This window comes from Streptomyces sp. NPDC054956, assembly GCF_053609185.1.
The window spans coordinates 1-24,269 of record NZ_JBSGXB010000021.1 but is presented as its reverse complement, the minus strand read 5'-3'; the positions used below and the strand labels follow the sequence as shown (position 1 = coordinate 24,269).

Here is a 24,269-nt window from a genome sequence, read left to right as displayed (position 1 = left end):
TGAGGGCGAGCCATGCCGCCCACGCCGCCGCGTTCTTCGGCCGCGCCGACGAGGAGTCGGGCCCGCTACGGCCGCGTCGGCCGCCATCCGCCGCGCCGGGCGAGTACAAGGGATGGCAAACCACCCACTCTCAGCGTTCCGAGACGAGGAACACCATGTCCCACGCCAGGCCCGCTCTGCGCCGCCCGGGAGGCAGGCTCGCCCTCGTACTGGCGTTCGCGGTGGCCGCCGCGGTCTTCGCCGCCGTGTTCCTGTTCGGCCGGGCGAACACGCCGGACTACACCGTGACACTGTTCGGCCGGGCGGACGCCGATGCCATGCGTCTCAAGGCCCAGCTCGCCACCGGAGTCCTGGGGCTGGCCGCTCTCCAGCTGCTGCTGGCGCTGTGGATGTACCGCCGACTGCCCGGGGTGCGCCGGGTGCCGCGCCCGGTCCCGATCACCCACCGGATCGTCGGTGTGCTCCTGTTCGCCCTCACCGTCCCGATCGCGGTGCACTGCGTGCGGGCGTACGGAGTGCAGCTGACCGGCTCGCGCGCGGCACTGCACTCGATCGCGGGCTGCTTCTTCTACGGGGCGTTCGCCGCCAAGGTCCTGCTGGTGCACAGCCGCCGCCTGCCGGGCTGGGCCCTGCCGCTGGCCGGGGGCGCGCTGGCGGTCGTGCTCGTGGTCCTCTGGTACTCGAGCGCGCTGTGGCACTTCAACGGAAACAGCGTCCCGCTGCTGTCCCTCGGACACCACCGCCTGCCACCGGCGTAGACGTGACGCTGGGGGTGCGCCACCCCCGACCAAGACAAAGGGGACGGCGGCGTGCTACTTCGACTGGTCGATGACGTTGCCGTTGGCGCAGTGGTGGGGCCGGAGCCCGTGGCCATGCCGCAGCCGTACGAGTTCGGCGACGAGTACGTGCCACTGCCCTGCGTGGTGCACCCCACCCGGACCATGGAGTACCCGACCTGGGACCTGCCGCCGGGCCTGTCCGAACGCGTCGGGGAGTGGAGCGACGAGTTGGAGAAGGCCACCGATATCTCCTACTAGGACGCGTTCACCACCAACCAGAGCAAGGTCGGCGGCTATCCGGGCTGGACCCAGCCTCCGAGCTGGCCCCACTGCGACTGCGGCGACCGTTTGGAGCACCTCCTGACGATCTCTGCGAGTGAGTCGTGCGGGCGACGGCTCCCGGTCGAGGAACGGACCCGTCCCGGATCCGGCTGGGAAGTGTCCGACACTCTGCGGGACGGCAGCCACGGCATGGACCTGGGCGACGCAGGTGGCGTCTACGTCTTCGTTTGCCGTTCCTGTCCCGACTGGCCCACGGTCCACCGGTACGACTGCTGAGTTCCTGACCGCCGGCGCACTCTTCGCCGTGGCGGTGTGGACGGTGTGCGCGAACCGGCTCGGATCAGGACTCCAGCAGTGTCCTCGCACGCTCGGTGAGCAGAGGCATCAGCCTCTCGCGCCAGGTGTCGAGCGAGATCATGCCGCTGGACATGCCACCGTGGCTGTACTGCTCCCGGTACACGGACGACGCCGGTTCGTCGGTGAGGTCCAGCCCCACGACCTCGCTGAAGGCTGCCCGCAGGAGGCCGGCCACCTCGGCGACCGTCGGCGGGACGTCCGTGCCGGACAGGTGGTCGCGAAGGGCACGCCATACGTGGGGGTCGCCGCGCAAGCCCCACCTCTCCGGCTCTGGATCGAAGAGGAAGGCCAGCTTCAGGCCCGTCGCGTCATCATGTGCCATGGCGCCAGTCTCGCAGGTGGTCACAGCCGGACGACGGCCTCAACGAAGCGGTCGACGGCGCCCGGGGCCGTGGTCAGGAAGAGATTGGGCTCGATCAGTTCCAGCTCCATCACGACCGGGGATCCGTCCCCGGTCAGCGCGAGGTCGACCCGCGCGTACAGCAGCGGCCCGCTCGCCAGGGTCGCGACCGCGGCCAGCGCCGCCTCGGCCACGGCCCGTTCGGCCGCGTCGGGGACGTGCACGACCAGGTCCGGGTGCGGTACCCGCGCATTGTCCACGCGTCCCGTGTCCGTGAGCACCGGCCCCTTGCGCATCGCGTGGCTGAACTCGCCGGCCAGGAACACCAGCGCGCGTTCGCCGTCGACGATCCGCTCCATGTAGGGCTGCACCATCGCGGTCTCGCCGCCCTTGTGCAGCAGCCGTACGTGCGCCTCGGCCGCGTCCCGCTGCTCCTCGGTGTACCGGGCGCTGTTGCGGGCGCCGGCCGAGACCGACGGCTTGACCACGATCTCGCCGCGCTCCGGCAGCCGGACATCGTCGCCGGGCGCGATGAACCGGGTCGGCACGGTCGGGACCCCGCGCGCCGCGAGCTCCGCGAGGTACGTCTTGTCGCTGTTCCAGCGCACCACGTGGGCGGGGTTGTGCAGCGCGGTGACGGCACCGACGCGGTCGGCCCAGGCGAGGAACTCGGGCAGCCGGCCCGTGTACTCCCAGGTGGAGCGGATGATCACGGCGTCCTGCTGGGCCCAGTCGTACCCGTCTTCGTCCCAGCTCACCGCGGACGCGTCGAGGCCCCTCTCGCGCAACGCCGCGACCAGCAGCGGAAGTTCCGCGTCCCGCTCCCGGCCGCACCCGTCGGTGGCCAGAGCGACCCGCCGCACAGGCCGCCGCTCCGAACCAGCTTCCACTCCCGCTCCCGCCATGCCCGCCCCCACCGGTTCGCCGCGATCATTTCCATTGAGCAAGATAGCGAGGACCGGGCGCGCTCCCCGTCCCTCACAGGCCGGACGGCGACTCGTAGCCCTTCGCGGTTGTGCGACATTTCGGCATTGCTCCGGCAGCTCTTGGCTACGAGCACCATCAACGGTCAGCGCCCCCCTGGTCCTGCGAACGTGCGGCGGCCGTCCTGCGAGGGCGGAGCTCACCCGGCGGGTGTCATCGTCACGAGGCCCTCTCTGATCCAGTCCACGCACTGCTTCATCCGAAGACGATCTTCAGGGAAGTACCCCTCCCAGGGCTCGTCCAGCCGCAACCAGGCTGCGGGCTGCCCCTCCTCGGGAGCCGGCGGAGTCCGGTGGTCGACGACCGCCATGAAGGACGCACCCATGACGGCCGGCCAGTCGGGGTGATACGAGCGTACGGTGACGGCGGCCGCGACCCCGTGAAGTTCCGTCTCCAGCCCGGTCTCTTCGAACAGCTCCCGCGTGGCCGCCTCCCGTGGCGTCTCCCCCGGATCCACCTTGCCGCCCGGCGCCACCCACCCACGCCAACGGTGATTCACCATCAGGACGTGCGTCAACGTCGCGTCGAACACCCACGCCTCCGTAGCGAGCGGACCGTCCCGGGACACGCCGGGACGGAGCAGCCACTTCAAGGCATCGTCGTACTCGGTCAGAGCTTCCCGCGCGTCACGGACGGCGGCTTCGAGAGTGCGTGGATCGATTAAGTGCTGCGTCACCTTCCGGAGCGTACGACGAGCCTCTGACAACGATCCGGCCCTGGGACGAGGCAACTCCTACCTCCTCGTCGCGGCGGGCTGGATCTTCGCCACGACCGTCGCGGCCGGCGTCACGCGGAGTCGCAAGCGTCAATAGCGAGGGGCCGCAGGATTCAACCTGGAGCCACGAGTACGACCACCCGCCCGGCCGACCGCCGACCGCCGACCGCTGCCGCCGGCTTCGTCTCACACGATCCCGGGATGCGACAGCGGATCGCGGTCATCCGGACGTTGGGCAGCTTGCCGCGCCACGGGTTCGCGCTCACCGGTGAGCGTGAACCCGTGGCGCTCGTAGAAGCGGATCGCTCGGTCGTCGTACGCGGTCACCCACTGATGCGGCGGAGCGTCGTCCGCCCATGCGAGGAGCAGCCCGCTGTGCTTGAGCGGCGCCCGCAGGTGGCCGAGGAACTCGCTCGTCCGACGTGGTGCGAGCAGGCAGGATGCTCTCATGGACCACCCCGCCACAACCGCCTGGCAGTACGTCGCAAGTTTGATCTATCCGGAAAACCTGCCGATGGCGGCAGCCCACCTACTGGCGGCCGGCTACGACTCTCCCTCGCTGCGCGACCTGGCCGGACTTCCTCGGCGCGCGGACACAACCGAGATCAACACGCTCTTCGAAGAGGCGATGCGCCAGCTCGGGATCCTGATCCCCGACAACGAGACCGCTGAACGCTGCCTCCTGCATCACACGGCCACGCGGTTGTCCACTGGTGCCATATCGCCGAAGGACGCAGCAGCTCGGGTCTGGAAGGGGATCGCGTCGCTGACAGAGCCTGAACGCGCATTCGTGCGGGCCGTGGGCTACGAGTACTACCTCGACCATCTGCCCCCTGAGGATTTTCGGGCCTGGGAGAACGACGTCCGCCTCGCGGCACAGACTCTGGCCCGGACGGCGTTTCCCCTCGCACCGTGACCTGAGCCCGCAGGACGCCTCCCCAGGCCCCAGGCTTGTCTCGGCCTTGGCTCCGGACAGTGGCCACGGCCGGGCGGCCTTGTGGGTCAGTCGAAGAGCGCAACGACTCCGTTCACCCAGACCGCAAGGAACGCCAGGACCCCCACCAGGCAGCCGACGCCCGCCAGGACCTCGCTCACCGACCACGGCTCGGAAGGCGGCGCCTCGTAGTGCTCCTCCAGGCCGTCGCGGTAGGAGGCGGGGTCGTCCCAGTCGACGGGGTGCCCCAGTTCCTCCGCGCAGGCGGCCCGCACCGCGGCCAGCTGCCCCTCCGCGAAGACCGTGGCGGCCATCGCCTCGGGGCCTCGCCAGGCGAGGGCCTTCATCCGCCACGCCGGAGACCCGTACCGCGCCTCGAAAGCGGCGGTCTCGTCGTCGTGACGGTCCACTTCGAGGTACGTCCAGCGTCCGGCCTCGGCGGCGTCGCCGTAGAGCCGGTACACCTCGGCCAGACGCCGGCGGAGCGTCAAGTCGTACGGGAAGGACGAGACGAGACCGCGCAAACGCTGGCGCGCAACGGGAACCCGGCCGGCGGCCAGGTCTGCGTCGACTCGGGCAAGGGTCTCGCTCAGGGGCATGCAGGCATGATCGGGTACCGCGCTGACCTGCGTCGACCGGGTTTCGCCACTCAGCTCGCACTCGCTCTCCACGACATCCTGCCGGCGCTCACGCAGACGAGACGCCGCCGCTTGAGAACACGACCAGCCCATGGCAGGCTCATGCCGCATGATCGATGAGTTCGCGAAAGACACCCTGCACGGAAGACTGCGGCGGGACCGCGAGGCGCTGCTCTGGAAGCTCGACGGCTTGTCCGAGTACGACGCCCGCCGACCTTTGACAGCGACCGGGACCAACCTCCTCGGCCTCGTCAAGCACGTGGCCAGCGTCGAGGCCAGGTACTTCGGGGAGGTCTTCGACCGGCCTTCCCCTGAACCGCTGCCCCGGTGGCAGGACTCCAACGGCAGCGATCTGTGGGCGACGGAGGACGAGACCCGCGATCAGATCATCGGGTTCTACCGGCGCACGTGGGAACACTCGGACGCGACGATCAACGAGCTCCCCCTCGACGCCCCCGGCCACGTGCCGTGGTGGCCGGAGCCGCATGCCGAAACGAATCTGTTCGGCGTCATGGTCCATGTCCTCGGCGAGTCCATCCGGCATTCCGGGCACGCCGACATTCTGCGCGAGGGCCTCGACGGCCGGACCGGGTTGCGCGCCGAACACGAGAAGCAGATCGACGAGGAAGCCCGCGCGGCCTACTGCGCGAAGATCGAGCAGGCCGCCAGGTCGGCGGCATCGATCAAGGCCTACAACGGCTAAGCCATTTCCTGTGGATCACCTTCCCCAGGGTTGTGCCTGCGTAGGTACGGTGGCGGCATGGCGACGATCCTGCGGCACCCTCGTCCTGGATTCACGTGGGACTGGTGGGCCGTCGACACCGCGGGATTCCTCGTACAGTTCAGCGGCGGGCCCGCCCCCGAGTACCTCCTGGCACAAGTGAACCGCGTCGACGCCGCAGCCGCGTGGGCGGAGGAACATCGCCCTGCATGGTTCAACCCTGGCCTCCCGCCACTCCACGCCTTCAGCTGTCACGGCGAGTTGCCGACCTACACCCGGCACGGTGTCCCGGATTCCCCGCTGCGGCTGTCCGACGCACCAGCAGTCATCACGGACGTTGCGGCCATGGTCGAACTGAAGAAAGCAGTGGGAGAAACCTGGACGATCCACCTCGACGACGGCTGGGTCTAGCCAGCCGGGTTCGGGGCACCTAGGCCGACCAGATGAGGATGACCGGGTCCTGCAACTCACCTCGTCCAGTCTTCGCGCCCACACACACCGCCATCGCATGGCTCCGAGGATCTGACTCCCCCTTAGCTGTACGGGGAAGGCTCAGGAGTCCGTTTCGCAGGTGCGGTCGCCGAGGCCGCCGAGGGGGAACGGGGCTTTCGACGTCGTGCCGTCGTGGCTCAGCGACAGCTCGATGCTGCCTTTCGTGTAAGTCGGGAACCACACGGAGTACAGCGTTCGGGTTCCGTCCGCGACGGTGCCGACTCGGCGGACCTCCAGGGGTGCCTTGCCGCAGGTCGCCGAGGTCACTGTTTGGTGGTCCGCGGCGAAGAGCTGGACCCAGCCGTCAGTGAAGAGGACGGTCACGGGGTCCACGCCTCTCGAGGGTGCGACAGGCTCGGGTGCCGTGCTGCAGCCCTGCTCCGAGAACCCGACCTCGTTGGACGAGGCCCAGCACAGTCGCCGGTCACGGGTCTCCCACGCGTAGGCGGCGCCGGTCGCCCATGCCTCGACCAGCATCAGGCCTTGAGCACCGGGGGCATCGGCTCCCGATGCCCCCGACGCCATCAAGGCGTTACGCGTCCGGCCGATCACCGCGGTCAGGTCCGGAGGCGAGGGTGGTGGCGTAGCCATGGGTGTGGCCATGGGCGTGGCCATGGGCGTGGAGGCGCCGGAGGGAGCCGGCGCTGCCGAGCCCCCCGTACCTCCCGAGCAGCCCGTCAAAGCCGTGACCAGCAGTAGAGCCGCGCCGAAAGCAGCCGGAAATCCGTAGCGCATGAGCACCCCCCGTGTGTGTCCGGGATCGTAACCCGTCGGGCAGGGCGCCTGGCGGCTGTGTTCAGGAGGGTTTGGTCGACGAGTACGCGGTGACCGTCACCTTGTTGTCGCACTCGGCGAACACCCCGTCGTCCATGGCGATCTGGTGCGAGCCCGCGCCGGGAACGCCGATGACGAGCGTGGGGTACGTGACCGGCGTCGTGCCGGATACGCAGTAACCATCGGCTTCGCCCTGCACGTTGACGAAGGTCAGCTTCGTCCAGGCGCGGGCGCCCGGGGCCAGGGAAACCGTGGCGGACGACCCGGTGTGGGTGGTGGCGAGCGGGTTGTTCCGGTCCGGGGAGCCGTTGCCGGCTCCGGCGACCGTCGGGAATCCGGTGAGCGTGCAGGTGTGCGTCGAGGAGTTGGTGACCGAGACGAGGGCGGCTCCGGTTCCCGTACCCGTCGGTCGGACGGCGGCCTGGTGGGCATCGGACACCTTCACCTGCTCGGCGGTACAGGGCTTCGCCCCGCCGCCCGAGGCGGGTGCCGAAGGGCTGGGGGTGGCATGCCCGGAGCCGCCGCCCGTGCCCCCGGCGGAGGAGGACCCGGCGCTCTGCGTGGGCGACGGCGAGCTCACGGGCGGCGCCGACGGGCCGGCGCTCGCGGCGTCGTCCTCGGACGGGCTGCAGCCCCCTGCCAGGGCGGTCACCGCCACCGCCGCGATCAGCGCAGCCGCGGTCCTGCCGATACCAGCCGAGTACTGCATGAGCTCTCCTCAGGTTCACAACCGGCCCGCGCCGGCACACATCGGAGAACACAGCATCACGTCGGATCCGGTTCTGCGTTACGCGGCGCTGTGGCGGTTCCGTGACGTGTCCGGGACGCATCTACGATCACCGGGTCCGGCGGGCAGCACCCCGCTCGCCGGGGTCGGGGGCCGGCTCGTCCGGGCCAGGGCCGCCAGCCAGGCGGCCGCCAGGGTCACGTGGGCACGCTGGGGTAGGCCTTGCCAGGTGAAGAAGCCCCTTCATCCCGGCCGATGGGGAGGTTCATCCCCTCCTCGGCGATCTCTGGACGGCGGGAGCCGAATCGGCCCCGCCACTGGAAGCTCGACCCTAGGGTCCGGAACGAAGAGGAGCCGAGAATCCTGAGGCTGAATTCAGGACATCCGCCGCGAAGCAACCGACCCGCCCATGGCACACCGCAGTTGCGGTGGTGATTCACTTGCGGGAGAAGTCGTGGAAGGCCGGGGAGGGTGTGTGGAGGAACCAGGATTCCGTGTGCTGCTGACAGAGGCAGGGGACCGCAGAATGGAGGCAGTCCGTGCGGCACGGACCATAACCGGCCTCAGTCTCTGGAACAGCAAACTTCTGCTCGACGGCGCACCCGTAGAAATCACGCTGGTCGGAGGCCGCGGGGGCGCCGACTCGGCGGTTCGGGTCTTCGAGGACGCAGGCGCCCACGCCCGCATCACACTGCTCTGCGATTGCTGCGGCCGCACCATCAGACGGGGAGCCTTCCCCACCAACGAGGCGCATTTCATGGACCCAGAGTCCCTCGAGACCTGCTGGGCGACCGGTCGACCAGCCGACTCGACCTGAAGGACACACCCCAGGCTCCGCTCGGGGCAGCGACTCCTCTCCGCCAGGAAGGCCCCACCGCCAAGGCCTGCCTAACGCGGCTCAGTCGTCCGGACCGCAGATGGCGCCGCCCGGCTGCAAACGGGAGTAGCGGACGATGGCGGCCTCCGAGGTCGATGGCGCGCTGCCGTCGGCCGGAGCGACGGTGTAGAAGGCGACGATGGACCCCTCGGTGACGGTGTCCAGAACGCCGCCCCAGGGGATGGTGTAGGCGGCCGAGGTGGTGTCGGAGGTGACGCTCACGATGCCCCGGTCCTCCGCGGCCGCGGTGTCCCCATGGGCATCACTGCAGACCGTGACGTGAAAGGTGACCTTGTCGCCGCGCTGGAGAGGTATCCCGTCCAAGGCTACGAGGACGCCGTTCCAGGGCTTCTGCTGACAGGTGATCCGGCCAGGGGGCTCCTCGTAGGGAAACTCCGGGTGGTCGAGCTCGATCGACATGTGCACTCCTGGTCGTCGAAGGGTGGGGCCAGGGGACGGACTCCCGCCCGGCGATCGCGAATGCGGGGGGGGGGCGAGCCTGACTGGCACCTCGGAGGTTTGGATGCGGGCATCCCTGCTGGAACAGCAGGATCAACTCGGCTCATCCTCAGGTCGCCCCCGACCTGCTCGGCGGCGGCGGAGGGCCTCCAGCCATCCCCGTACTTGCTCGTCGTCGTGCAGGTACGGCTCTCCCGGACCCGGTCGCAGATCGATCCCGTGGAGGAGGCTCAGTGCCCACCAGGAGAGTTCGTCCCAGTCGAGCGTGTCGTCGGCGGCCCATTGCCCGGCCCACCGGTCAGCCGCGTCCCGGCTCGTGCGCCCCTCGACCACCGCGGCGAACCACGCCTCGATCTCGTCCAGGTCCGGCTGCCCGCTCCTCATGTGCTCAGCGTATCGGCGTCGGGGCGAGAGCAGGCCGGCGCATCGCGCGCACGGCCCGGGACGTCAGCGGCGGCGGCGCGCCACCCGCAGGACCACTCGCAGGACCACTCCGAGGGCGAAGAGCAGCGCGCCGGAAGCCAGGAGGGCGTAACCGAGTCCGTCGAGGAAGTCGAGGAGGAGCCACGGTTGCGGCGGGCGGTTCGCCCACACCACCAGGCGCAGCAACGCGCCCAGGGCGAGGAGGACCATGCCCCGGGCGTACCAGGTCTGCGGATCGCGGTGGTCGGCCGGTACCCGCTCGCGGTCCGTCACCGGGTGCGCCGCATCCGTACGGCGTACATGGCCGCCATGCCGAGCTGTACGACCGCGCCGACCGCCAGGATCACCGGCGCCAGCCCGCCCGGCATCTCGAACGGCTCCGGCACGGCCAGCACCCAGAACGCGAGCACGGCGCACCACACCACCCCGACGACGCCGGAAATCCACAGCCCCGCGATCGGCTGCATCGGCTTCTTCTCCGCCATGACTCTCCCCCGCTCCTCTCCGCCAGGGTAGGAGCGCGAGCCCCTCGGCGGCATCCCCGTTTCCGGCAAGCCCAAGGCCCGGAGACACGATAGGCGACTTCGCGCCGGCCGGGGCCGCCGGCCCGCCCCCCCCATGAGGGAGGCGAGCCGTGCGACCGACCGGCCGGCAGCGCGGGACGTCAGCCCTGGCAGAGGCCGCGGGCGTAGTCGTACGTGGCGGTGGCCTGGGAGTAGCGCCACTGCGGGTCCAGCAGGTCGCTCTTCAGCTGTCCGGCCGCGGCCGGGCTCTCGACCACGTAGCCGAAGTCCTGCAGCCAGGACGGGTACAGGTTCTTGGAGCCGATGTAGAAGGCCGATCCGTCGACCGAGACGAGCTTGTGGTGCTGCGCGTACGGCTTGCCGTCCGCCCACGTCGGCTGGTCGGAGGCGCGGAACGTGGCCAGCTGGAGGTTCTCGCACAGGGCCGTCCGTGCCCGGCCGCCGTCACCGGTCAGGGCCGTCACCCGGCCGCGCAGGGCGTCGCTCACCTCGGAGAGCGACTTGATCTGCGAGTAGCCGCCGCTGCCGATCGTGCCGCGGTTCGCCGGGTCGCTCACGACGATGCGGACCTTCACGCCGGAGACGAGCTTCGCGGCGAGGGCGTCGTAGAGGCGGACGTCGTAGCGGGGCAGGGGCGGGCAGGTGGCGTGCACGTCCTGCTGGGATATCTCGATGTGCGAGGTCGCACTGGAGACCAGGGCGCGCAGGGCGCTCTCCTCCGGGTTGACCGTGTCGTAGTCCCGGTCGGCGTTGGTCCTGTCGTACACCCCGATCCCGCACTTGGTGTCGCCTGCCGTGGGCAGGACCGGGCGGAAGGAGGAGGTGGGGTCGCTCTGGCGGATGCCCACGCCGAGGCCGCCCACGGCGAGCGCGGGCACGTTCCCGCCGCCCTCCGGGGCCGCGGGGCGGGGCAGCGAGGGCATGCAGTCCGCGCCGGACGAGGCGGAGAACCAGACCGAGCCCCAGTTGCTCTTGTTGCGGCAGGTCCAGTCCCACAGGGAGTCCAGGTAGCGGCCCGCGGAGCCCGCTGCGGGCCCGGACAGCGCGAGGTCGACGTCGCTGACGGGGTGCGTGGTCTCGAGGTAGTCGTCCTTCCAGCTGTTGATGCCGCCGGTGATCACCGAACTGCCGTCCACCACGACCAACTTGGAGTGGTTCCAGGAGAACGCGGTCTTCGAGGTGGTCATCGAGGCCACGTTGAGGGTGATGTTGGCCGCGGCGGCCGGACCGAGCTTCGCGAGCAGTTCGTCCCGGTAGGACGACGGGATCACCGTGGAGTGGTAGATGGGTGCGGCGCCCACCATGACGCGGACCTTGAGCCGGTTGCCCTTCTGGGCGGATTCCTTGAGGCCCGCGACGATCGCCTCCTGGTAGCCGCCGTTGGGGAAGGGCGCCAGCGTCGAGATGTCCACCGTTTGCCGGGCGGCGGCGATGTCTGGCGCATCTTCTCCAGGAGGCGGCGAGATCCGGGCCGGTCGGTGCACGCGGCGTCGCCCCAGCAACCGGGGGTCTGGAGAAGCCAGTCGGCGCCCCCGGGGGTGGAGGAGCCGAGCCGGTTGCCGGAGGTGCGTTCCCAGACCGAGCCCTCCAGGCCCGGCGAGACCTGACGCAGGGTCTGCTCGATCGAGTCCAGGTGCGGTGTGGGCGCCTCCGCGGCGGACGCGGGGGTGGCGCCGGTGGCGCCGAGGAGGGAGAAGCCGAGTGCGAGGGCCGAGGTGGAGACGAGGGCCGTCGTACGGACGGTGCGTGCCAATGTGGTTCCTTGAACTGGGGGGTGGCTCCGGCCGGGAGCGTGGTCGGCCACGGCCCCGACCTTGATCAACCCGTGCAAGTTACCAGTAGGTAGCCGCCTGTTCACTCGCCTCGGTCGACTTCCGGCCACCCCACGGGTGAGGTCACGCTCCCGGCACCTGCAGGAATGCGGATACGGCTGCCCTGGTGAGGGTTTGGTACCGGAGCTCCGCGGTTTCGGCGGTGAAGTGGCCGGCCAGCTCCAGGCTGATCGATCCGTGGGCGGCCGCCCAGATGGTGTCCGTCACCTCGTTGACGTCGACGTCCGGGCGGAAGACCCCGGCCGCCGCGCAGGAGCGCACGGCTTCGCGCAGGACTTCGAGGCTTGCCGTGGCGATGGAACGGGCCCGTTCGGTGGGGGTGAAGCCGGGGATGAGACCGGCGAACATCACCTGGTACAGGTTGCGTTCGGTCAGGGCGTTCTCGCGGTACGCGCGGCCCAGGGCGGCCAGCCGCACGGGTGGGTCGTCGTGGGCCGGGACGCTCTCCAGTCGGTGGCGGAGGCGTTCGAAGCCCTCCTGGTACAGGGCTTCGGCGATACCGTCCTTCGCGCCGAAGTGGCGATAGAGGACCGTGGTCGAGCAGCCGGCCGCGGTGGCGATGCGGCGCATGGTGAGCGCGGCCGGCCCTTCCGCGGCGAGGAGCTGGGCCGCGAGGTCCAGCAGGGCGGCTCGGATCGCTTCCTGGCCGCGGGCCTGGGTACGGGTGAAGAGGTCGCCGGTCACGTCGGCTGCCAGTCGCCGAGGGGACGGTAGATCGGTATGCCCGCCTCGGTGAGCGCGGTGCGCTTGGCGAAGTACTCGTCGCCCATCGGGTCCACGCCGCGCAGCGGCATCGTGCCGCGCCAGATGGTGAGGTCCTCCGGTGCGAGCTGCTCGGCGCGTGCGAAGTGCCGTTCGGCCTCGGCCGTACGGCCGTTGCGGTGCAGCCAGAGGCCGAGAGCCGCCTCGGTGCGGGCCGACTGCTGGGATGCCGTGGCGCGGCGGGTGTGCAGGGCGACGTCCTCCGCCGACAGTCCCGTCTCGCCGGTGAGGACCCAGCGGTCGAGTGCGGCGAGGGCCGCCCCGGAGTCCAGGCCCGACAGTTCACGGAACAGGTCGGTCGCGAACTGGGTGTCGTGGGGGCGGACGATGCGGCCTTCCTCGTCGATCCACAGGACCGTGGGGACGTTCAGTACGTCGTAGAGGTCGGCGACGGCGCCGTCGGTGTCGACGAGCGCGGTGTGAGTGACGGCCGCCTCGGCGATCCACGGCGCCGCGTCGGCGATCCGGCGGTCCACCGCGACGCTGAGGACACTGAAGCCGTGCTCGGCCAGAGCGGCATGCCGGCGCTCCCATTCGGGGAGGTCGTAGCGGCAGCCGCACCACGAACCCCAGAAGACCAGGGCGACCTTGCGGCCGCGCAGATCGCTCAACGCGTGCCGGACACCGTCGACATCGGGCAGGCTGAAGTCCGGGGCCGTGGTCCCGGCGAGCGTCAGCGAACGCTCCTGCGCCGAGACGCCGATGGCCACGACTCCGGTGTCGGTCGCCGCCGGGCGGTCGAGGATCTCGGCGAACGCCACCGGGTCGAGCAGGCCCTCGTGTTCGGCCTTGGCTGCGGCGTACGAGGGCACGCACAGCTCGTCCCGGCACCAGCCGTGCGGTTTGCGGACCCAGCCCAGAGCCCGCTCGGCCGCCTCCGGCGTCAGCAGGATCCGGCCCTCCGGGCCGACCTGCGCGGCGACGGCCGTCTCCGTACCGTCGTCCAGGATCGTGACGTCCATTCCCAACCCCCCAGTGACGCTTCGAAGAAACGTTGTGCTCAAAAAATAACAACGTTATCGACGGTGTGGCAAGACTGTACGGACGAGAGCTACGGATCAACTCGTCGCCCGATGTGGGGAGTTCATGGAGCGGAAGGCGAGAGGGCTCGGCATCGCCGAGGCTGGACAGGCGCGGGACGACCGGACGGCCAGGGCTCCGGCCGCGGTCGTCCTCGGTCAGCGGTCGCCCTCGGTCAGCGGTTGTCGGGGCTCAACAGCCCGGCGGCCGCGGCGATGAAGGCGACGGATGCCTCCTTGGCCTCATGCCGCCGGGCGTCCAACTCGGCCCGGTCCACGGCCTTGCGCAGGGCGTACGTGGCATCCGCGGCCTGCTGGGCGGGGCCGGACAGCTCGGGGACCAGGACCTGAAGGCGGATGTGGGGCGCGGTGATGGCCGCCCGGGTGTCGTGGGACCTCGTCTGGGCCTCCAACTGCTGCTCGGCCCCCGCCTCGGCCAGGGCCAGGCGCTCCCGATGGAACATCGCCGAGCGGTGAGCGTCCAGGGCGGCCGCGAACTCGGTGACGGCGTCGAGCTGGTGCCGGCTGTGGGCGTCGGCGCGCTCCTCCGCGCGTGCGCTGCGTGCCGAACGGTGCTGGAGCAGGCCGGCGGTCAGGGCGCCGGCGAGGGTACCGAGTACGGCAACGATCGAAGGCCATATGGACGTCAAGGGTTGGTTCCTCTCGGGTTGTCGGTCTCGGTGGTGAGGTGGCGGGGGTGGCGAGGCCTTCCGGAACTCGGCAACAGGTCTCCAGATTGACTCCGACTGCCCGCCTCCCCGTGCACGACACAGCGCCCGGACCGGGAGCTCACGCTCCCCGTCCGGGCGCCGTCCTGCGATGCGGATGCCCCGAACCCGCCCTCGTCACGACCGGATCTGCACGTGGTGATGAAATGTGCGCGATGCACGGTGACTCGTCACGCTGCTGAGCTGCACTGTCGTCTCGGGAGTCGAACCCGATGCGCTGCTCTCCGCGCGCCAGCCGGGCCGGTAACCGCCGGCCCTCGGTTGTGCACGCCTCCGGAGCGACTACCTGCTCCACATCGCGGGTCTCAGTCCAGGAGGTCGGCCTCCCAGTTGGTGCGCTGGATGCGCACGTCGATCTCGCGGATCTTGCGGGCGGCGTCGTCGGCGCGGGCGCGCAGCTCGGCGACGGGCAGCGCGGGGAGCACCATCAGCTCGGAGCGCAGCTGGCGGCCGTAGCCGCGGTCCCCGCTGCCGGCGGCGGCGTCGGCGGCCGCCGTGAGCACGGAGTGGCGCAGGCGCAGGGTGTCGCGCCGGGCGAGGGCGTCGGTGAGGGTGCCGTCGGAGCCCATGTCGACGGCCGCGTTGGTCCGGTTGATGCGCCGGATCAGCGACTCCAGGGCGTCGAGGGTCTCGGTGACCTCGACCAGCAGCCCTGCCGGGTCCTCCGCGGGGGTTTCGCCCTCTTGGTGCCGGGCGTTGGCCACGATGCGGGCCCGCAGCTGTTCGACGCGGCGAACCGCTTCCGCACGCTCCGCCAGTGCTTCGCCGAGCTTCATCGTGGTAGGTCCCGTCCCGTGGTGCCGTCCGTCGTGCGGTACTGCGGTACCGCCACGGCGATCACCCTACGTCACGCCACGGACCGGACCTGCTCGGCAGGCTCGGCAAGCCACGACGAGGCACCTGCTGTCTCCGGTCAACGGCCGGGGCGGGCCGGGCGGTTGCCTGCGGCGGCCACGATTCGTGCGGTGGCCGGGCCATTCGATAAGATGCCTGGTCACGACCGTACCCCCGTTCGATCAACGGGCCGGTCAGGGCTCTGCCGCGGTTGGTGGCACCTCCACGACTGCCGTGCCGGTCTCTGCCTGCCCGGGCCCCGGAACGGGGGCGGTCCCTCACGGCGGGGCAGTCGGGCCCCGGCCGACGGGTCAGGAGGAACGAGTGGCACAGATCATCGCCGAGGTCTCGCGGACGTTCAACGAGTTTCTGCTCTTGCCGAACCGGACTCGGACCGACTGTTCGACCGGGACAGTCGACTTGCGCACGCCCCTGGTACGGCACATCGCGGGCGAGGCGTCGGCGATCGAGCTGCAGTCCCCGTTCACGTCCGCGATCATGCAGGCCGTCAGCACGCCCGATCTCGCGATCGCGCTCGCCCGCAACGGCGGTCTCAGCTTCCTGCACCACAATCAGACGATCCAGGACCAGGTCGCGGCGGTCCGCAAGGTGAAGAACTTCAAGGCCGGGTTCGTCACCAGCGACACCAACGTCCGCCCCGAGGACAGCCTGGGCCTGCTGGTCGACGTCATGCGCCGCACCGGTCACAGCACCGCCGCGGTCACCCACGACGGGACCGCCACCGGCCGTCTGCTCGGCCTGGTGACCTCCCGGGACTTCCACCCCCAGCGTCATGATCTGGACGGACCGGTCAGCGGCCGGATGACCGCCATCGCCGAACTGGCCCATGCCGGGGCCGACATCACGCTCTCCGAAGCCAATGCCCGGCTGTGGGACGAACGCCTGGACTGCCTCCCCGTACTGGATGCCGAGGGCCACCTGCAGCATCTGGTGTTCCGTTCCGACTACGCGGACAACAAGCGCTTCCCGAACCAGATCGTCGACGCCGCCAAGCGACTGCGCGTGGGCGCGGGCATCAACACCCACGACTACCAGGAGCGCGTCCCGGCCCTGCTCGAGGCCGGCGCGGACGCGCTCTGCTTCGACTCGTCCGACGGCTACAGCGACTGGCAGGCGCAGGCGCTGTCCTGGGTGAAGAAGCACTATCCGGAGATCCCGGTCGGCGGCGGCAACGTGGTCGACGGGGAGGCGTTCACGTTCCTCGCCGAGGCGGGAGCGGACTTCGTCAAGGTCGGGGTGGGCGGCGGCTCCATCTGCATCACCCGGGACCAGAAGGGCATCGGCCGCGGCCAGGCCAGCGCCGTGCTCGACGTCGCGGCGGCCCGGGACGCGTTCCGCGAACGCACCGGCGAGTACGTACCGATCTGCTCCGACGGCGGCCTGGTGCACGACTACCACGTGGCCCTGGCGCTGGCGATGGGTGCCGACTTCGTCATGATGGGGCGTTACTTCGCTCGCTTCGACCAGGCGGCCGGCGCGAAGCTGCCCACCCGCGACGGCTTCGTGAAGGAGTACTGGGGTGAGGGCTCGAACCGGGCCCGCAACTGGCAGCGCTACGGCCAGGGAGGCCAGGGGCTGGTGTTCGAGGAGGGTGTGGACGGCTACGTCCCCTACGCCGGCGACCTCAACGAAGGGCTCGCCCTGACCGTCGCCAAGCTCAAGACCACCATGGTCTCCTGCGGCTCCACCACCCTGCCGGAGTTCCAGTCCACGGCGAGGCTGACCCTCGTCTCGGACCAGAGCTTCCAGGAGAGCCACGCCAACGTCACCCTGCGGGACACCCCGACGACGGTCTGACCCCGTACTCCCTCCAGCGGCCGCGGTGTCCGGCGACTCGGCCGCGGCTGCTGGGGGGAGGTTCGTTCAGGCCTCTACGTACGCCACGACGACGACGGTGCGCAGCACGGTCACGTAGTAGATGACGGTGACCTCCTCGAGGTCGTCGTCGTACCGGTGGAGTTCGGGGGTGGACCCGGGGATGGGGTCGCCCATGGTGGGGTCGACGGAGAGGGCGGCGAGGGCCCGGTCCAGGGCGTGGATCTCCTGGCGGCCCAGTTTGTTTATCTGGTCAGTGGCGCTGTCGGTGAACGTGATCCTGGCGCGGCGGCCGGTGTGCCGGCCCATCAGGCGACGTGTCCTCGCTCGGCGTCGAGCTCGGCCAGGCGACGGTCACGTACGAGTTCCCACGGGGTGGTGGCCTCCGGTCCCGGCACTCCGTTGACGGCGACGTCCTCGAGGAAGGCGGCCAGGTCGTTCGCCTTCGCGCGGGTGCGGGCGGCGTACGCGAGGAGGGAGTCGGATCCTCCGGGGGTCGCCCGGGGCTCGGTGGCCGGCGGCTGGTCGTGTTCGCGGTCGTTCATGGCGGGCTCCAGGCGGTGGTGTGGCTGCGCGTTCACCGTAGCGCCGGACGGCCACCGGGCGCTGCCGTCTCGCCCAACCCGGGGGCACGCCTCATTCGGCCCCGGAGACGATCACGAGCTGCCCGGCCGCCACCAGTTCCTCCACGACGCTCTGGGTGAACCCGAACGGAAGGCCCAACCCTTGGGCTATCTGGCCGACCGAACTGGGGCTCAGGCAGTAGTTCAAGACACGCAAGGGGAACAGGGGGAGACCTGATTCCTTCCTCGCCCCACCGACTGTGCGGACCACTGTGGTCAAGCCCAGGCCGTAGGTGGACCGCCGGGTGAGTTCGAGGGATACGCCCCCGCGTTCCTCGAGAACCAACATCAGTTCGGAGTCGTCGTACCCCCCGGGTGGCGCGTCGTGGAACCGGTGCTGATCGGAACCCTCCTGACCGGCGCCGAGCGCCGTCGAGAGGTAACTGGCTTCCTCATGAAGGTTCGCACCGCTCAGGGCCTCGATCAGCGACGGGACCTGCGGGAGCGGGCGCTCCCGGTGTGCGGCGTCCAGAATCCGCATTCTGTCGGGCTCGGTGAGGTGGGCGAGTACGTCGGGCACGTCTGCCGACAGCCTGAGGCGGCCCACCGCCGCCAGAACGAGGTCCGCGTCGTACTCCTGCCCCGCCTCGCGCAGGACGGTGAGAACCTGCCGCAGCCCCGTGCTGTCCTTGAGCTGTCCGACGGCGTTGAGGAGCTGTACGGCGTCGCCGTGGCGGCCCCTCCCCCGGAGGCCGCTGACCAGCCCGGGAATGTGGGCGGCCGGTGGGCCGGCTGGTTGGCCGGGGCGGTCGTCGCCGACCCAGTAGTCCGGAACGATGCCGCTGGTGGGAGGGTTGTCCGCCTCGTTGTCCGCCTCGATGTCCGCCTCGCCGTCCGGGGAGCTGTCCTGGTGGAGTTCGTCGGCGAGGCGATCCAGGCGGTGGGCTCTGTCGTCGAGGTGGCGGGCGGCCTTCGCCAGGGCGTCGTCGATGTCGTCGGGATCGGTGTCCAGCGCCTCGCGCAGGGCAGGAGGAGCCGTCATGGCTCCGCGGGTTTCCGTCTCATGCGCCGGGAAACGTCCTCGATGGCGTTCGAGTTCCTCGGTGAGGATGCGCACCTGGTCCGCGGCTTCCTCGGCGAGGAGATCGGCCTTGTGGCGTTCCGCGCGGGCACGTTCCAGCTCGGACTCGGCCGTCGTACGTTGTTCCTCGCTCCGGACGAGGCGTGCGCGGACCTGCCGCAAGGAGGCGTCGGCCGCGGTGGTCCTGAGCCGGTCCCGCTCGCGTGCCAGCGTCGTGATGTCCCGTTGGAGCTTCTCCACCATGGTGAGGAGCAACAGCACCATGTGGTTCGCGCTGTTGCGCTCCCGTTCGAGCTCGGTGGCTCGTTCCATGGCGCGCATCAGCTTGTCGGAGACTTCGATGGATCTCTTCTGGACGACGACCAGTTCGGCGGCCAGCTCGGAGCCGCCGTCGTCAGTACGTCCTCCCGGCGGCTCCTGCTTCCGCTGCTCGCGTTCGGCCGTGGCCCCGTACTCCCGTAAGGAGCCGACCTGGCCCATCCGGTGGAGTCGTGCCGTTTCGCTGCTCGAGCAGACGTCCGCGATCGCCTCGACGAAATCGGAGTCGAGTCCGACTCCTGCCAGGCGTTCCGCCACGGTGGTGCGGCTGGGGATCCTGCCGCTGGAGAAGTGTTCCGGAGTCAGCTGGGACAGGACGTCGTCGACCCGCATGTCGGACTCGTCCAGCCAGGTACGGAGAAGCCGTGCCAGCCTGTTGGCTTCGTCCGTCGAGCCGCGCAGGACCCCCCACGGGCGGGTCCTCCTCTGTCCTCCCCTGGGCAACTCTTCCCCCTGACGCCTGAGCGGACAACCGGGCTTGTTCGGGCTTGTACGGACGCCCGCCCGGACAACTGGACCCGTCCATCTCAGCAGATGAAGGCTGTGGAGCGCCGCCGAACGTCGAAGGCGGCCGATCATCGGTCGCCGACAGAAGGCGGCGCCCCCCTGCGTCTTGGAGAGATCTGCCGATGCCCACTTCACTCCAGCATTCCATCGACCTGCTGGCACAAGGGCTGTTGACCGAAGTGCCCTCACAACTGGTGACCGCGGCCGTCCTCGCGGCGTCGGCCGCGGCCCTGCGCGCCTGGCGGCGCCGACGCCCTGCGAGCCGGCCCGAGGAGGAGGGAGGGGACGGGGACGGTTGAGCGCGCGAAGGACCTCAGAAGATCATGCACGTGGTGGTGGCGTGGGCGATCAGCTTGCCCTGGTCGTCCAGGACCTTGCCCTCGGCGGTGGCGGTGCGGCGGCCCGCGTGGATGACGGTGCCCTCGGCGGTGAGTACCTGTCCGTCGGTACGGGCCGCGCGGATGTAGTTGACCTTGAGTTCGAGGGTGGTGTAGCCGGTGCCGGCGGGGAGGGTGGTGTGGACCGCGCAGCCCATGGCGGAGTCGAGGAGGGTGGCGGCGATGCCTCCGTGGACGGTGCCGAGGGGGTTGGCGAAGTCCGGGCGGGTATCGAGGGAGATGACGATGCGGCCGTGTTCGACCTCGTCGAAGCGCATGCCGAGCAGTCGGCCGATGGAGGGGATGTCGGCGGGGCGTTCGGTCTGCACCCAGCGCATCAGTTCCAGGCCGGTCAGGGCGGCGAGGTCGGTGGTGGTCACGGTCGTTCTCCTTGGATGGGGTACTGGTCGGCCGCCTCGGGGCGCTCCCGCAGGGCGTACCGGAGGAGGTCGTGGATCTCGGCGGCGGCCGCCTCGATCGGGGCGGTGCTCCGCTCGGCCCGGCACATGATCACCGCGCCTTCGACCGCGGCGATGACGAAGGAACCCAGCCTCCGGCCGCGTTCCTCGCTCAGACCTTCCCGGACGAACAGCGCCGCGAAGGCCTCCTGCCAGCGGGCGAAGACCGCGGCGGCGGAGCGGGCGAGCTGGGGTGCGTCGTCGTTGCTCTCCACGGCCACCGCCACGATCGGGCAGCCGGCCCGGTAGCCGCTCTCCACGAGCCGGTCGCGCCACAGCACGAAGAACGCGTCGATGGCATCGAGCGGATCCTCCGCCTGCGTCATGGAGTCGATCAGACCCGCGATGAAGTCCCCGGCCAGGGCCACCGCCTCGTCGATGAGCTGCGTCCGCCCTCCGGGGAAGTGGTGGTACACCGAACCCCGAGGGGCTCCGCTGTGGGCGAGCACCCGGTCGATGCTGGTCCCGCTCGCCCCGTACTCCGGCAGGAGAACGGCGGCGCTGAGGATCATCCGGTCACGGCTGTCGCTCTTGCGCGGACTCACCGGTTCCACCGCCTTCCCGACGACAACGCGGCCCACCTGGTGGGCTACCTGTCGGTAACCTATGCGGTATGCCATAGAACATGCAAGAAGGAACCTGCCACGCCGCGAGTACTTGACCCACAGGTCAAAAAATCACTACAGTGCCGGCATGGGCAGACCGAAGGGCTTCGAACCGGACGTGGTCATCGCGCAGGCGATGGAGACGTTCTGGACCAAGGGTTACGCCGGCACCTCCCCCGCCGACCTCGCCGAGGCGACCGGAGTGGCCAAGGGCAGCCTGTACCACTCCTTCGGTTCCAAGCGCGAGCTGTTCGGCAAGGTGTTGGACCTCTACGGCCGGATGTGTTCGGAGTCGACCGAGGAGTCCCTCGCCCGGCCGGGGACCACGAAGGAGTGCATCCGCGCGCACTTCGTGATGCTCGTGGACATGAGCCTGGACGGGCCCGCCCGTCGCGGGTGCCTCGCCCAGAAGACGGTCGAGGAACTCGGCGGGCAGGACCAGGAAGCCACCCGCGCGGCGCACCGCATGGAGGAGCGCAACATCGAGCTCTTCACCGCCCGCATCCAGCAAGGCCAGCGGGACGGCGACGTCGACCGGAGCGTCGACGCCAAGGCGTATGCGCTGTTCCTCCACACGACCCTCGCCGGGCTGCGCGTCATGCTCAAGACGTTCGACCGGCCGGCCCTGCATCAGATCATCGACACGGCCCTGGCGGGCCTCTGAGGCACGACACCTCGTGCCGCGGGGGCTTTTTGCGCCCTAATTCTAGACCTCCAGTTCAAGAATCCGTCATCCAAGAACGCAGAACCACGAATGGGGAAGTCATGGAACTCGGTATCAGCGGGAAGACCGCTCTCGTCACCGGCGCCAGTCGCGGCATCGGCCTCGCGATCGCTCAGGCCCTGGCCGCGGAGGGTGTCCGGGTGGTGGGCGCCGCCCGGACCGTCACCCCCGAGCTGGAGAAGGTCGCCGCCGCGACCGTGGCCGTCGACCTGAGCACCCGCGAGGGTGCGCGGTCGGTCGTCGATCGGGCGCTGGCCGCGGTCGGCGGCATCGACTTCCTCGTCAACAACGTCGGGGCGGGCGACCCGGAAGGCCTGTCGCTCGCCGGCTTCCTGGACGTCGACGACGACCAGTGGCAGGGGATTTTCGATCTCAACCTGTTCAGCGCGGTGTGGACCACCAAGGCGGCGTTGCCGAGCATCCTGGAACGCAAGGGCGCGATCGTGAACATCTCCTCCATCAGCGCCCGCGTGCCCGGCGGTTCACCGGTCGGCTACGCGGAGGCCAAGGCGGCGCTGACCCTGTTCGGGAAGCGGCTCAGCGAGGAGCTCGCGCCGCGCGGCGTCCGCGTCAACACCGTCTCCCCCGGTGTCGTCGCCAGTCCGCTGTGGACCGACCCGGACGGTTTCGGCGGCAAGGTGGCCGCGTCGTTCGGAGTGGGCCACGGGGACCTGCTCTCCGGTCTGCCCGGGCAGTTCGGCATCTCCTCGGGGCGCATCGCCGAGCCCGCGGAGGTGGCCGACCTGGTCGCCTTCCTGCTGTCGGAGCGCGCCGCGAGCATCCACGGCGCGGACCACGTCATCGACGGGGGCACCCTCAAGGCCGCCTGAGATCGGGCCGCGCCCGGGTGCCTGACACGCGGGCGCCCGGGCCGGCAGGCCGCTTCCCGGAACGGCCGGATCGGCAAGGCCGGGGCTATGGTGGACAAGTGACGTACCGCCACACAACGTCGCAACACATGCTCGATTCAGGGGGAATGGAACATGACGCAACAGCCCATCGTGGAATTACTGGACATCAGCCCGGACTTCGTCCGCGACCCGTACCCCGTTTACGCCAAGCTCCGTGAGCAGGGCCCCGTCCACCAGGTGCGCGCACCCGGCGGCCGCGAGACCTGGCTGGTCGTCGGACACGACGCCTGCCGCGCGGCCTTCAACGACCCACGGCTGAGCCGGGACTGGCGCCGTTCCGGCAACGTCGGCCAGATCATCAACGCCGACCAGGACCACCCCGCGCTCGCGCACATGCTGATGGCCGACCCGCCGGACCACACCCGGCTGCGCCGCCTGGTCTCCCGCGAGTTCACCCCGCGCCGCATCGAGGCCCTCGCGCCGCGCATCCAGCAGATCACCGACGAACTGCTCGACGCGATGGAGGCCGACCCCCGGCGCCGGACCGGCCTGGTCGACGCCTTCGCCTTCCCGCTGCCGATGACCGTCATCTGCGAGCTGCTCGGCGTTCCGGAGCTGGACCGCGATGCCTTCCGCTCCTGGTCCAACGAGATGGTCGCGCCGACCGGCCCCGAGGCCGAGGCCGCCGCGTACGCGCAGATGCCCCAGTACCTGACCGGGCTCATCGAGGCCAAGCGCGCCGCCCCAGGCGAGGACCTGCTCAGCGGAATGATCCACGCCGTCGACGAGGGCGGCGACCGGCTCACCGCGCCCGAGCTGATAGGGATGAGCGTCCTGCTGCTCATCGCCGGGCACGAGACCACCGTCAACATGATCGGCAACGGCCTGCGCGCCCTGTTCGACCACCCCGAGCAGCTCGCCGCCCTGCGCGCGGACCTCGACGGGCTGCTGGACGGCGCGCTCGAGGAGATGCTGCGCTACGACGGCCCGGTCGAGAACTCCACCGAGCGACTCGCGCTGGTGGACGTGGAGATGGGCGGGGTGGTGATCCCGGCGGGCGCCACCGTACTGATCTCCATGGCCGACGCGGACCGCGACCCGGCCCGCTTCGAGGACGCGGGCCGCTTCGACATCCGTCGCGACGCCCGCGGCCACATCGCCTTCGGCCACGGCCTGCACCACTGCCTGGGCGCGCCGCTGGCCCGCATGGAGGGCCGCATCGCGCTGCGCTCCCTGCTGAAGCGCTTCCCGACCCTGGCCCGTGATGCCGAGGGCGGGGCGCCGGCGTGGGTGCCCGGAATGCTGATCCGCGGCGTACGGGAGCTGCCCGTGCGCTGGTGAGCCCCTGCGGGCGCCCGTGTCGGGCGATGCGGTTGCGTCGGCGGCCTGAACGGGGTGCGTCCCCGTCGGGCCGCCGGCGGCCGGGCCTTGCCGTGTCCGCCCGGGCGGGCGCACCGCCAAGCGGGGCGAACGGCGCGCCGCGGTCAGGGCGTGTCTTCCGGATCAGGTCGGGCGGCGCTTCGTCGAGAGGGCCAGGGAGACGACCCAGGGCTGCTGGGAGAGGGTTTCGACCTGTTGGCGGGACAGCGTCGCCGTCACGATGGTGCGGCCGGTGCCGGTGTCGTTCACGCCCGCGTCCCGCAGGGCCTCCTGTTCGGCGGCGTCGGGCGGGTGTGACAGGCGGAGGATGACCAGCAGGCCCCGCTCGGTCGGTTCGAGCCCCGGGGCGTCCACCTCCGCGGCGAGGG

33 protein-coding genes are annotated in these 24,269 nt (G+C 70.4%); 11 read left to right on the top strand and 22 right to left on the bottom strand.

The genetic code is table 11. The features are described from left to right. Positions 1-155: 155 nt before the first annotated feature. Together ACWGDE_RS06565 and ACWGDE_RS06560 are read left to right on the top strand one after the other, a co-directional pair. Positions 156-758, top strand: coding sequence for a DUF6529 family protein (locus ACWGDE_RS06565; RefSeq protein WP_453387864.1), 603 nt, complete (start codon positions 156-158; stop codon positions 756-758). Between the two features lie 114 nt (positions 759-872). Further along, the gene (locus ACWGDE_RS06560) at positions 873-1,037 is read left to right on the top strand and encodes a hypothetical protein (protein ID WP_453387863.1); all 165 of its coding nucleotides are present in this window, start codon (positions 873-875) and stop codon (positions 1,035-1,037) included. A 364-nt stretch (positions 1,038-1,401) separates the two neighbouring features. Here ACWGDE_RS06560 and ACWGDE_RS06555 read toward each other — a convergent pair whose 3' ends face one another. The 4 genes from ACWGDE_RS06555 to ACWGDE_RS06540 form a co-directional block, all read right to left on the bottom strand. Continuing rightward, entirely contained in the window at positions 1,402-1,740 is a 339-nt protein-coding gene (locus ACWGDE_RS06555) for a hypothetical protein (RefSeq protein WP_453387862.1), read from the bottom strand. 20 nt (positions 1,741-1,760) lie between these two features. Then, a complete protein-coding gene (locus ACWGDE_RS06550) occupies positions 1,761-2,621 on the bottom strand; it encodes an ATP-grasp domain-containing protein (protein ID WP_453387861.1) in 861 nt (286 codons plus the stop codon). A gap of 260 nt (positions 2,622-2,881) precedes the next feature. Next, the gene (locus ACWGDE_RS06545; protein WP_453387860.1) at positions 2,882-3,274 is read right to left on the bottom strand and encodes an NUDIX hydrolase; all 393 of its coding nucleotides are present in this window, start codon (positions 3,272-3,274) and stop codon (positions 2,882-2,884) included. Positions 3,275-3,643: 369 nt separating this feature from the next. Then, entirely contained in the window at positions 3,644-3,907 is a 264-nt protein-coding gene (locus tag ACWGDE_RS06540; protein WP_453387859.1) for a hypothetical protein, read from the bottom strand. Here ACWGDE_RS06540 and ACWGDE_RS06535 point away from each other — a divergent pair. Further along, complete coding sequence (locus ACWGDE_RS06535) at positions 3,906-4,373, top strand: hypothetical protein (protein ID WP_453387858.1); 468 nt, start codon at positions 3,906-3,908, stop codon at positions 4,371-4,373. The genes ACWGDE_RS06540 and ACWGDE_RS06535 overlap by 2 nt on opposite strands. A gap of 86 nt (positions 4,374-4,459) precedes the next feature. Here the strand turns inward: ACWGDE_RS06535 and ACWGDE_RS06530 are convergent, their stop codons facing one another. Further along, positions 4,460-4,990 carry a DUF6584 family protein gene (locus ACWGDE_RS06530; protein WP_453387857.1) on the bottom strand — a complete coding sequence of 177 codons (531 nt, stop codon included), beginning with the start codon at positions 4,988-4,990 and terminating at the stop codon, positions 4,460-4,462. Between the two features lie 148 nt (positions 4,991-5,138). Here ACWGDE_RS06530 and ACWGDE_RS06525 point away from each other — a divergent pair, with 148 nt between their 5' ends. Continuing rightward, positions 5,139-5,732, top strand: a complete 594-nt coding sequence (locus ACWGDE_RS06525; RefSeq protein ID WP_453387856.1) for a DinB family protein — start codon at positions 5,139-5,141, stop codon at positions 5,730-5,732. Between the two features lie 57 nt (positions 5,733-5,789). Further along, positions 5,790-6,161: a hypothetical protein gene (locus tag ACWGDE_RS06520; RefSeq protein WP_453387855.1), complete on the top strand. Its 372-nt coding sequence runs from the start codon at positions 5,790-5,792 to the stop codon at positions 6,159-6,161. A 141-nt stretch (positions 6,162-6,302) separates the two neighbouring features. Here the strand turns inward: ACWGDE_RS06520 and ACWGDE_RS06515 are convergent, their stop codons facing one another. Further along, positions 6,303-6,719: a hypothetical protein gene (locus tag ACWGDE_RS06515; protein WP_453387854.1), complete on the bottom strand. Its 417-nt coding sequence runs from the start codon at positions 6,717-6,719 to the stop codon at positions 6,303-6,305. Positions 6,720-7,038: 319 nt separating this feature from the next. Then, entirely contained in the window at positions 7,039-7,725 is a 687-nt protein-coding gene (locus ACWGDE_RS06510; protein ID WP_453387853.1) for a DUF4232 domain-containing protein, read from the bottom strand. A 427-nt stretch (positions 7,726-8,152) separates the two neighbouring features. Here ACWGDE_RS06510 and ACWGDE_RS06505 point away from each other — a divergent pair, with 427 nt between their 5' ends. Beyond that, entirely contained in the window at positions 8,153-8,560 is a 408-nt protein-coding gene (locus ACWGDE_RS06505; protein WP_453387852.1) for a ribosomal protein L7/L12, read from the top strand. 81 nt (positions 8,561-8,641) lie between these two features. On the opposite strand, the gene ACWGDE_RS06500 is transcribed toward ACWGDE_RS06505, so the two are convergent. The 9 genes from ACWGDE_RS06500 to ACWGDE_RS06460 form a co-directional block, all read right to left on the bottom strand. Continuing rightward, the gene (locus ACWGDE_RS06500) at positions 8,642-9,040 is read right to left on the bottom strand and encodes a hypothetical protein (RefSeq protein ID WP_453387851.1); all 399 of its coding nucleotides are present in this window, start codon (positions 9,038-9,040) and stop codon (positions 8,642-8,644) included. A 132-nt stretch (positions 9,041-9,172) separates the two neighbouring features. Beyond that, positions 9,173-9,463 carry a hypothetical protein gene (locus ACWGDE_RS06495; protein ID WP_453387850.1) on the bottom strand — a complete coding sequence of 97 codons (291 nt, stop codon included), beginning with the start codon at positions 9,461-9,463 and terminating at the stop codon, positions 9,173-9,175. Positions 9,464-9,526: 63 nt separating this feature from the next. Next, the gene (locus ACWGDE_RS06490) at positions 9,527-9,775 is read right to left on the bottom strand and encodes a hypothetical protein (protein WP_453387849.1); all 249 of its coding nucleotides are present in this window, start codon (positions 9,773-9,775) and stop codon (positions 9,527-9,529) included. Further along, positions 9,772-9,987 carry a hypothetical protein gene (locus ACWGDE_RS06485; RefSeq protein ID WP_453387848.1) on the bottom strand — a complete coding sequence of 72 codons (216 nt, stop codon included), beginning with the start codon at positions 9,985-9,987 and terminating at the stop codon, positions 9,772-9,774. Before ACWGDE_RS06485 ends, ACWGDE_RS06490 begins: the two co-directional genes overlap by 4 nt. Positions 9,988-10,166: 179 nt before the next feature. After that, positions 10,167-11,438 carry a phospholipase D-like domain-containing protein gene (locus ACWGDE_RS06480; RefSeq protein ID WP_453387847.1) on the bottom strand — a complete coding sequence of 424 codons (1,272 nt, stop codon included), beginning with the start codon at positions 11,436-11,438 and terminating at the stop codon, positions 10,167-10,169. Positions 11,439-11,921: 483 nt separating this feature from the next. Further along, positions 11,922-12,542, bottom strand: a complete 621-nt coding sequence (locus tag ACWGDE_RS06475; RefSeq protein ID WP_453387846.1) for a TetR/AcrR family transcriptional regulator — start codon at positions 12,540-12,542, stop codon at positions 11,922-11,924. Then, positions 12,539-13,582, bottom strand: a complete 1,044-nt coding sequence (locus tag ACWGDE_RS06470) for a redoxin domain-containing protein (protein ID WP_453387845.1) — start codon at positions 13,580-13,582, stop codon at positions 12,539-12,541. Before ACWGDE_RS06470 ends, ACWGDE_RS06475 begins: the two co-directional genes overlap by 4 nt. Before the next feature lie 233 nt (positions 13,583-13,815). Continuing rightward, on the bottom strand, positions 13,816-14,289 hold the full coding sequence (locus tag ACWGDE_RS06465) for a hypothetical protein (protein WP_453387844.1): 474 nt from the start codon (positions 14,287-14,289) through the stop codon (positions 13,816-13,818). A 383-nt stretch (positions 14,290-14,672) separates the two neighbouring features. Further along, positions 14,673-15,143, bottom strand: coding sequence for a DIP1984 family protein (locus ACWGDE_RS06460; protein ID WP_453387843.1), 471 nt, complete (start codon positions 15,141-15,143; stop codon positions 14,673-14,675). A 382-nt stretch (positions 15,144-15,525) separates the two neighbouring features. Here ACWGDE_RS06460 and ACWGDE_RS06455 point away from each other — a divergent pair, with 382 nt between their 5' ends. Further along, complete coding sequence (locus tag ACWGDE_RS06455; protein WP_453387842.1) at positions 15,526-17,019, top strand: IMP dehydrogenase; 1,494 nt, start codon at positions 15,526-15,528, stop codon at positions 17,017-17,019. A 66-nt stretch (positions 17,020-17,085) separates the two neighbouring features. On the opposite strand, the gene ACWGDE_RS06450 is transcribed toward ACWGDE_RS06455, so the two are convergent. From ACWGDE_RS06450 to ACWGDE_RS06440, 3 genes are all read right to left on the bottom strand, one after another. Next, positions 17,086-17,346, bottom strand: a complete 261-nt coding sequence (locus ACWGDE_RS06450; RefSeq protein WP_453387841.1) for a hypothetical protein — start codon at positions 17,344-17,346, stop codon at positions 17,086-17,088. After that, positions 17,346-17,582, bottom strand: coding sequence for a hypothetical protein (locus tag ACWGDE_RS06445; protein ID WP_453387840.1), 237 nt, complete (start codon positions 17,580-17,582; stop codon positions 17,346-17,348). The genes ACWGDE_RS06450 and ACWGDE_RS06445 overlap by 1 nt, the downstream gene beginning before the upstream one ends. 91 nt (positions 17,583-17,673) lie before the next feature. Beyond that, positions 17,674-19,332 (bottom strand): hypothetical protein, encoded by a 1,659-nt coding sequence (locus ACWGDE_RS06440; protein ID WP_453387839.1) that lies wholly within the window; start codon positions 19,330-19,332, stop codon positions 17,674-17,676. 296 nt (positions 19,333-19,628) lie between these two features. On the opposite strand from ACWGDE_RS06440, the gene ACWGDE_RS06435 reads away from it, so the two are divergent. Then, the gene (locus ACWGDE_RS06435; RefSeq protein ID WP_453387838.1) at positions 19,629-19,805 is read left to right on the top strand and encodes a hypothetical protein; all 177 of its coding nucleotides are present in this window, start codon (positions 19,629-19,631) and stop codon (positions 19,803-19,805) included. A 14-nt stretch (positions 19,806-19,819) separates the two neighbouring features. Here the strand turns inward: ACWGDE_RS06435 and ACWGDE_RS06430 are convergent, their stop codons facing one another. Together ACWGDE_RS06430 and ACWGDE_RS06425 are read right to left on the bottom strand one after the other, a co-directional pair. After that, positions 19,820-20,263 carry a PaaI family thioesterase gene (locus ACWGDE_RS06430; protein ID WP_453387837.1) on the bottom strand — a complete coding sequence of 148 codons (444 nt, stop codon included), beginning with the start codon at positions 20,261-20,263 and terminating at the stop codon, positions 19,820-19,822. Next, a complete protein-coding gene (locus ACWGDE_RS06425) occupies positions 20,260-20,886 on the bottom strand; it encodes a TetR/AcrR family transcriptional regulator (protein WP_453387836.1) in 627 nt (208 codons plus the stop codon). Before ACWGDE_RS06425 ends, ACWGDE_RS06430 begins: the two co-directional genes overlap by 4 nt. 148 nt (positions 20,887-21,034) lie before the next feature. Here ACWGDE_RS06425 and ACWGDE_RS06420 point away from each other — a divergent pair, with 148 nt between their 5' ends. From ACWGDE_RS06420 to ACWGDE_RS06410, 3 genes are all read left to right on the top strand, one after another. Further along, the gene (locus ACWGDE_RS06420; protein ID WP_453387835.1) at positions 21,035-21,610 is read left to right on the top strand and encodes a TetR/AcrR family transcriptional regulator; all 576 of its coding nucleotides are present in this window, start codon (positions 21,035-21,037) and stop codon (positions 21,608-21,610) included. A 101-nt stretch (positions 21,611-21,711) separates the two neighbouring features. Continuing rightward, on the top strand, positions 21,712-22,500 hold the full coding sequence (locus tag ACWGDE_RS06415) for an SDR family oxidoreductase (protein WP_453387834.1): 789 nt from the start codon (positions 21,712-21,714) through the stop codon (positions 22,498-22,500). 153 nt (positions 22,501-22,653) lie between these two features. Continuing rightward, positions 22,654-23,862: a cytochrome P450 family protein gene (locus ACWGDE_RS06410; protein ID WP_453387833.1), complete on the top strand. Its 1,209-nt coding sequence runs from the start codon at positions 22,654-22,656 to the stop codon at positions 23,860-23,862. Between the two features lie 162 nt (positions 23,863-24,024). Here the strand turns inward: ACWGDE_RS06410 and ACWGDE_RS06405 are convergent. Next, positions 24,025-24,269: hypothetical protein (locus tag ACWGDE_RS06405; protein WP_453387832.1), on the bottom strand; the 245-nt coding region annotated here is incomplete at its 5' end.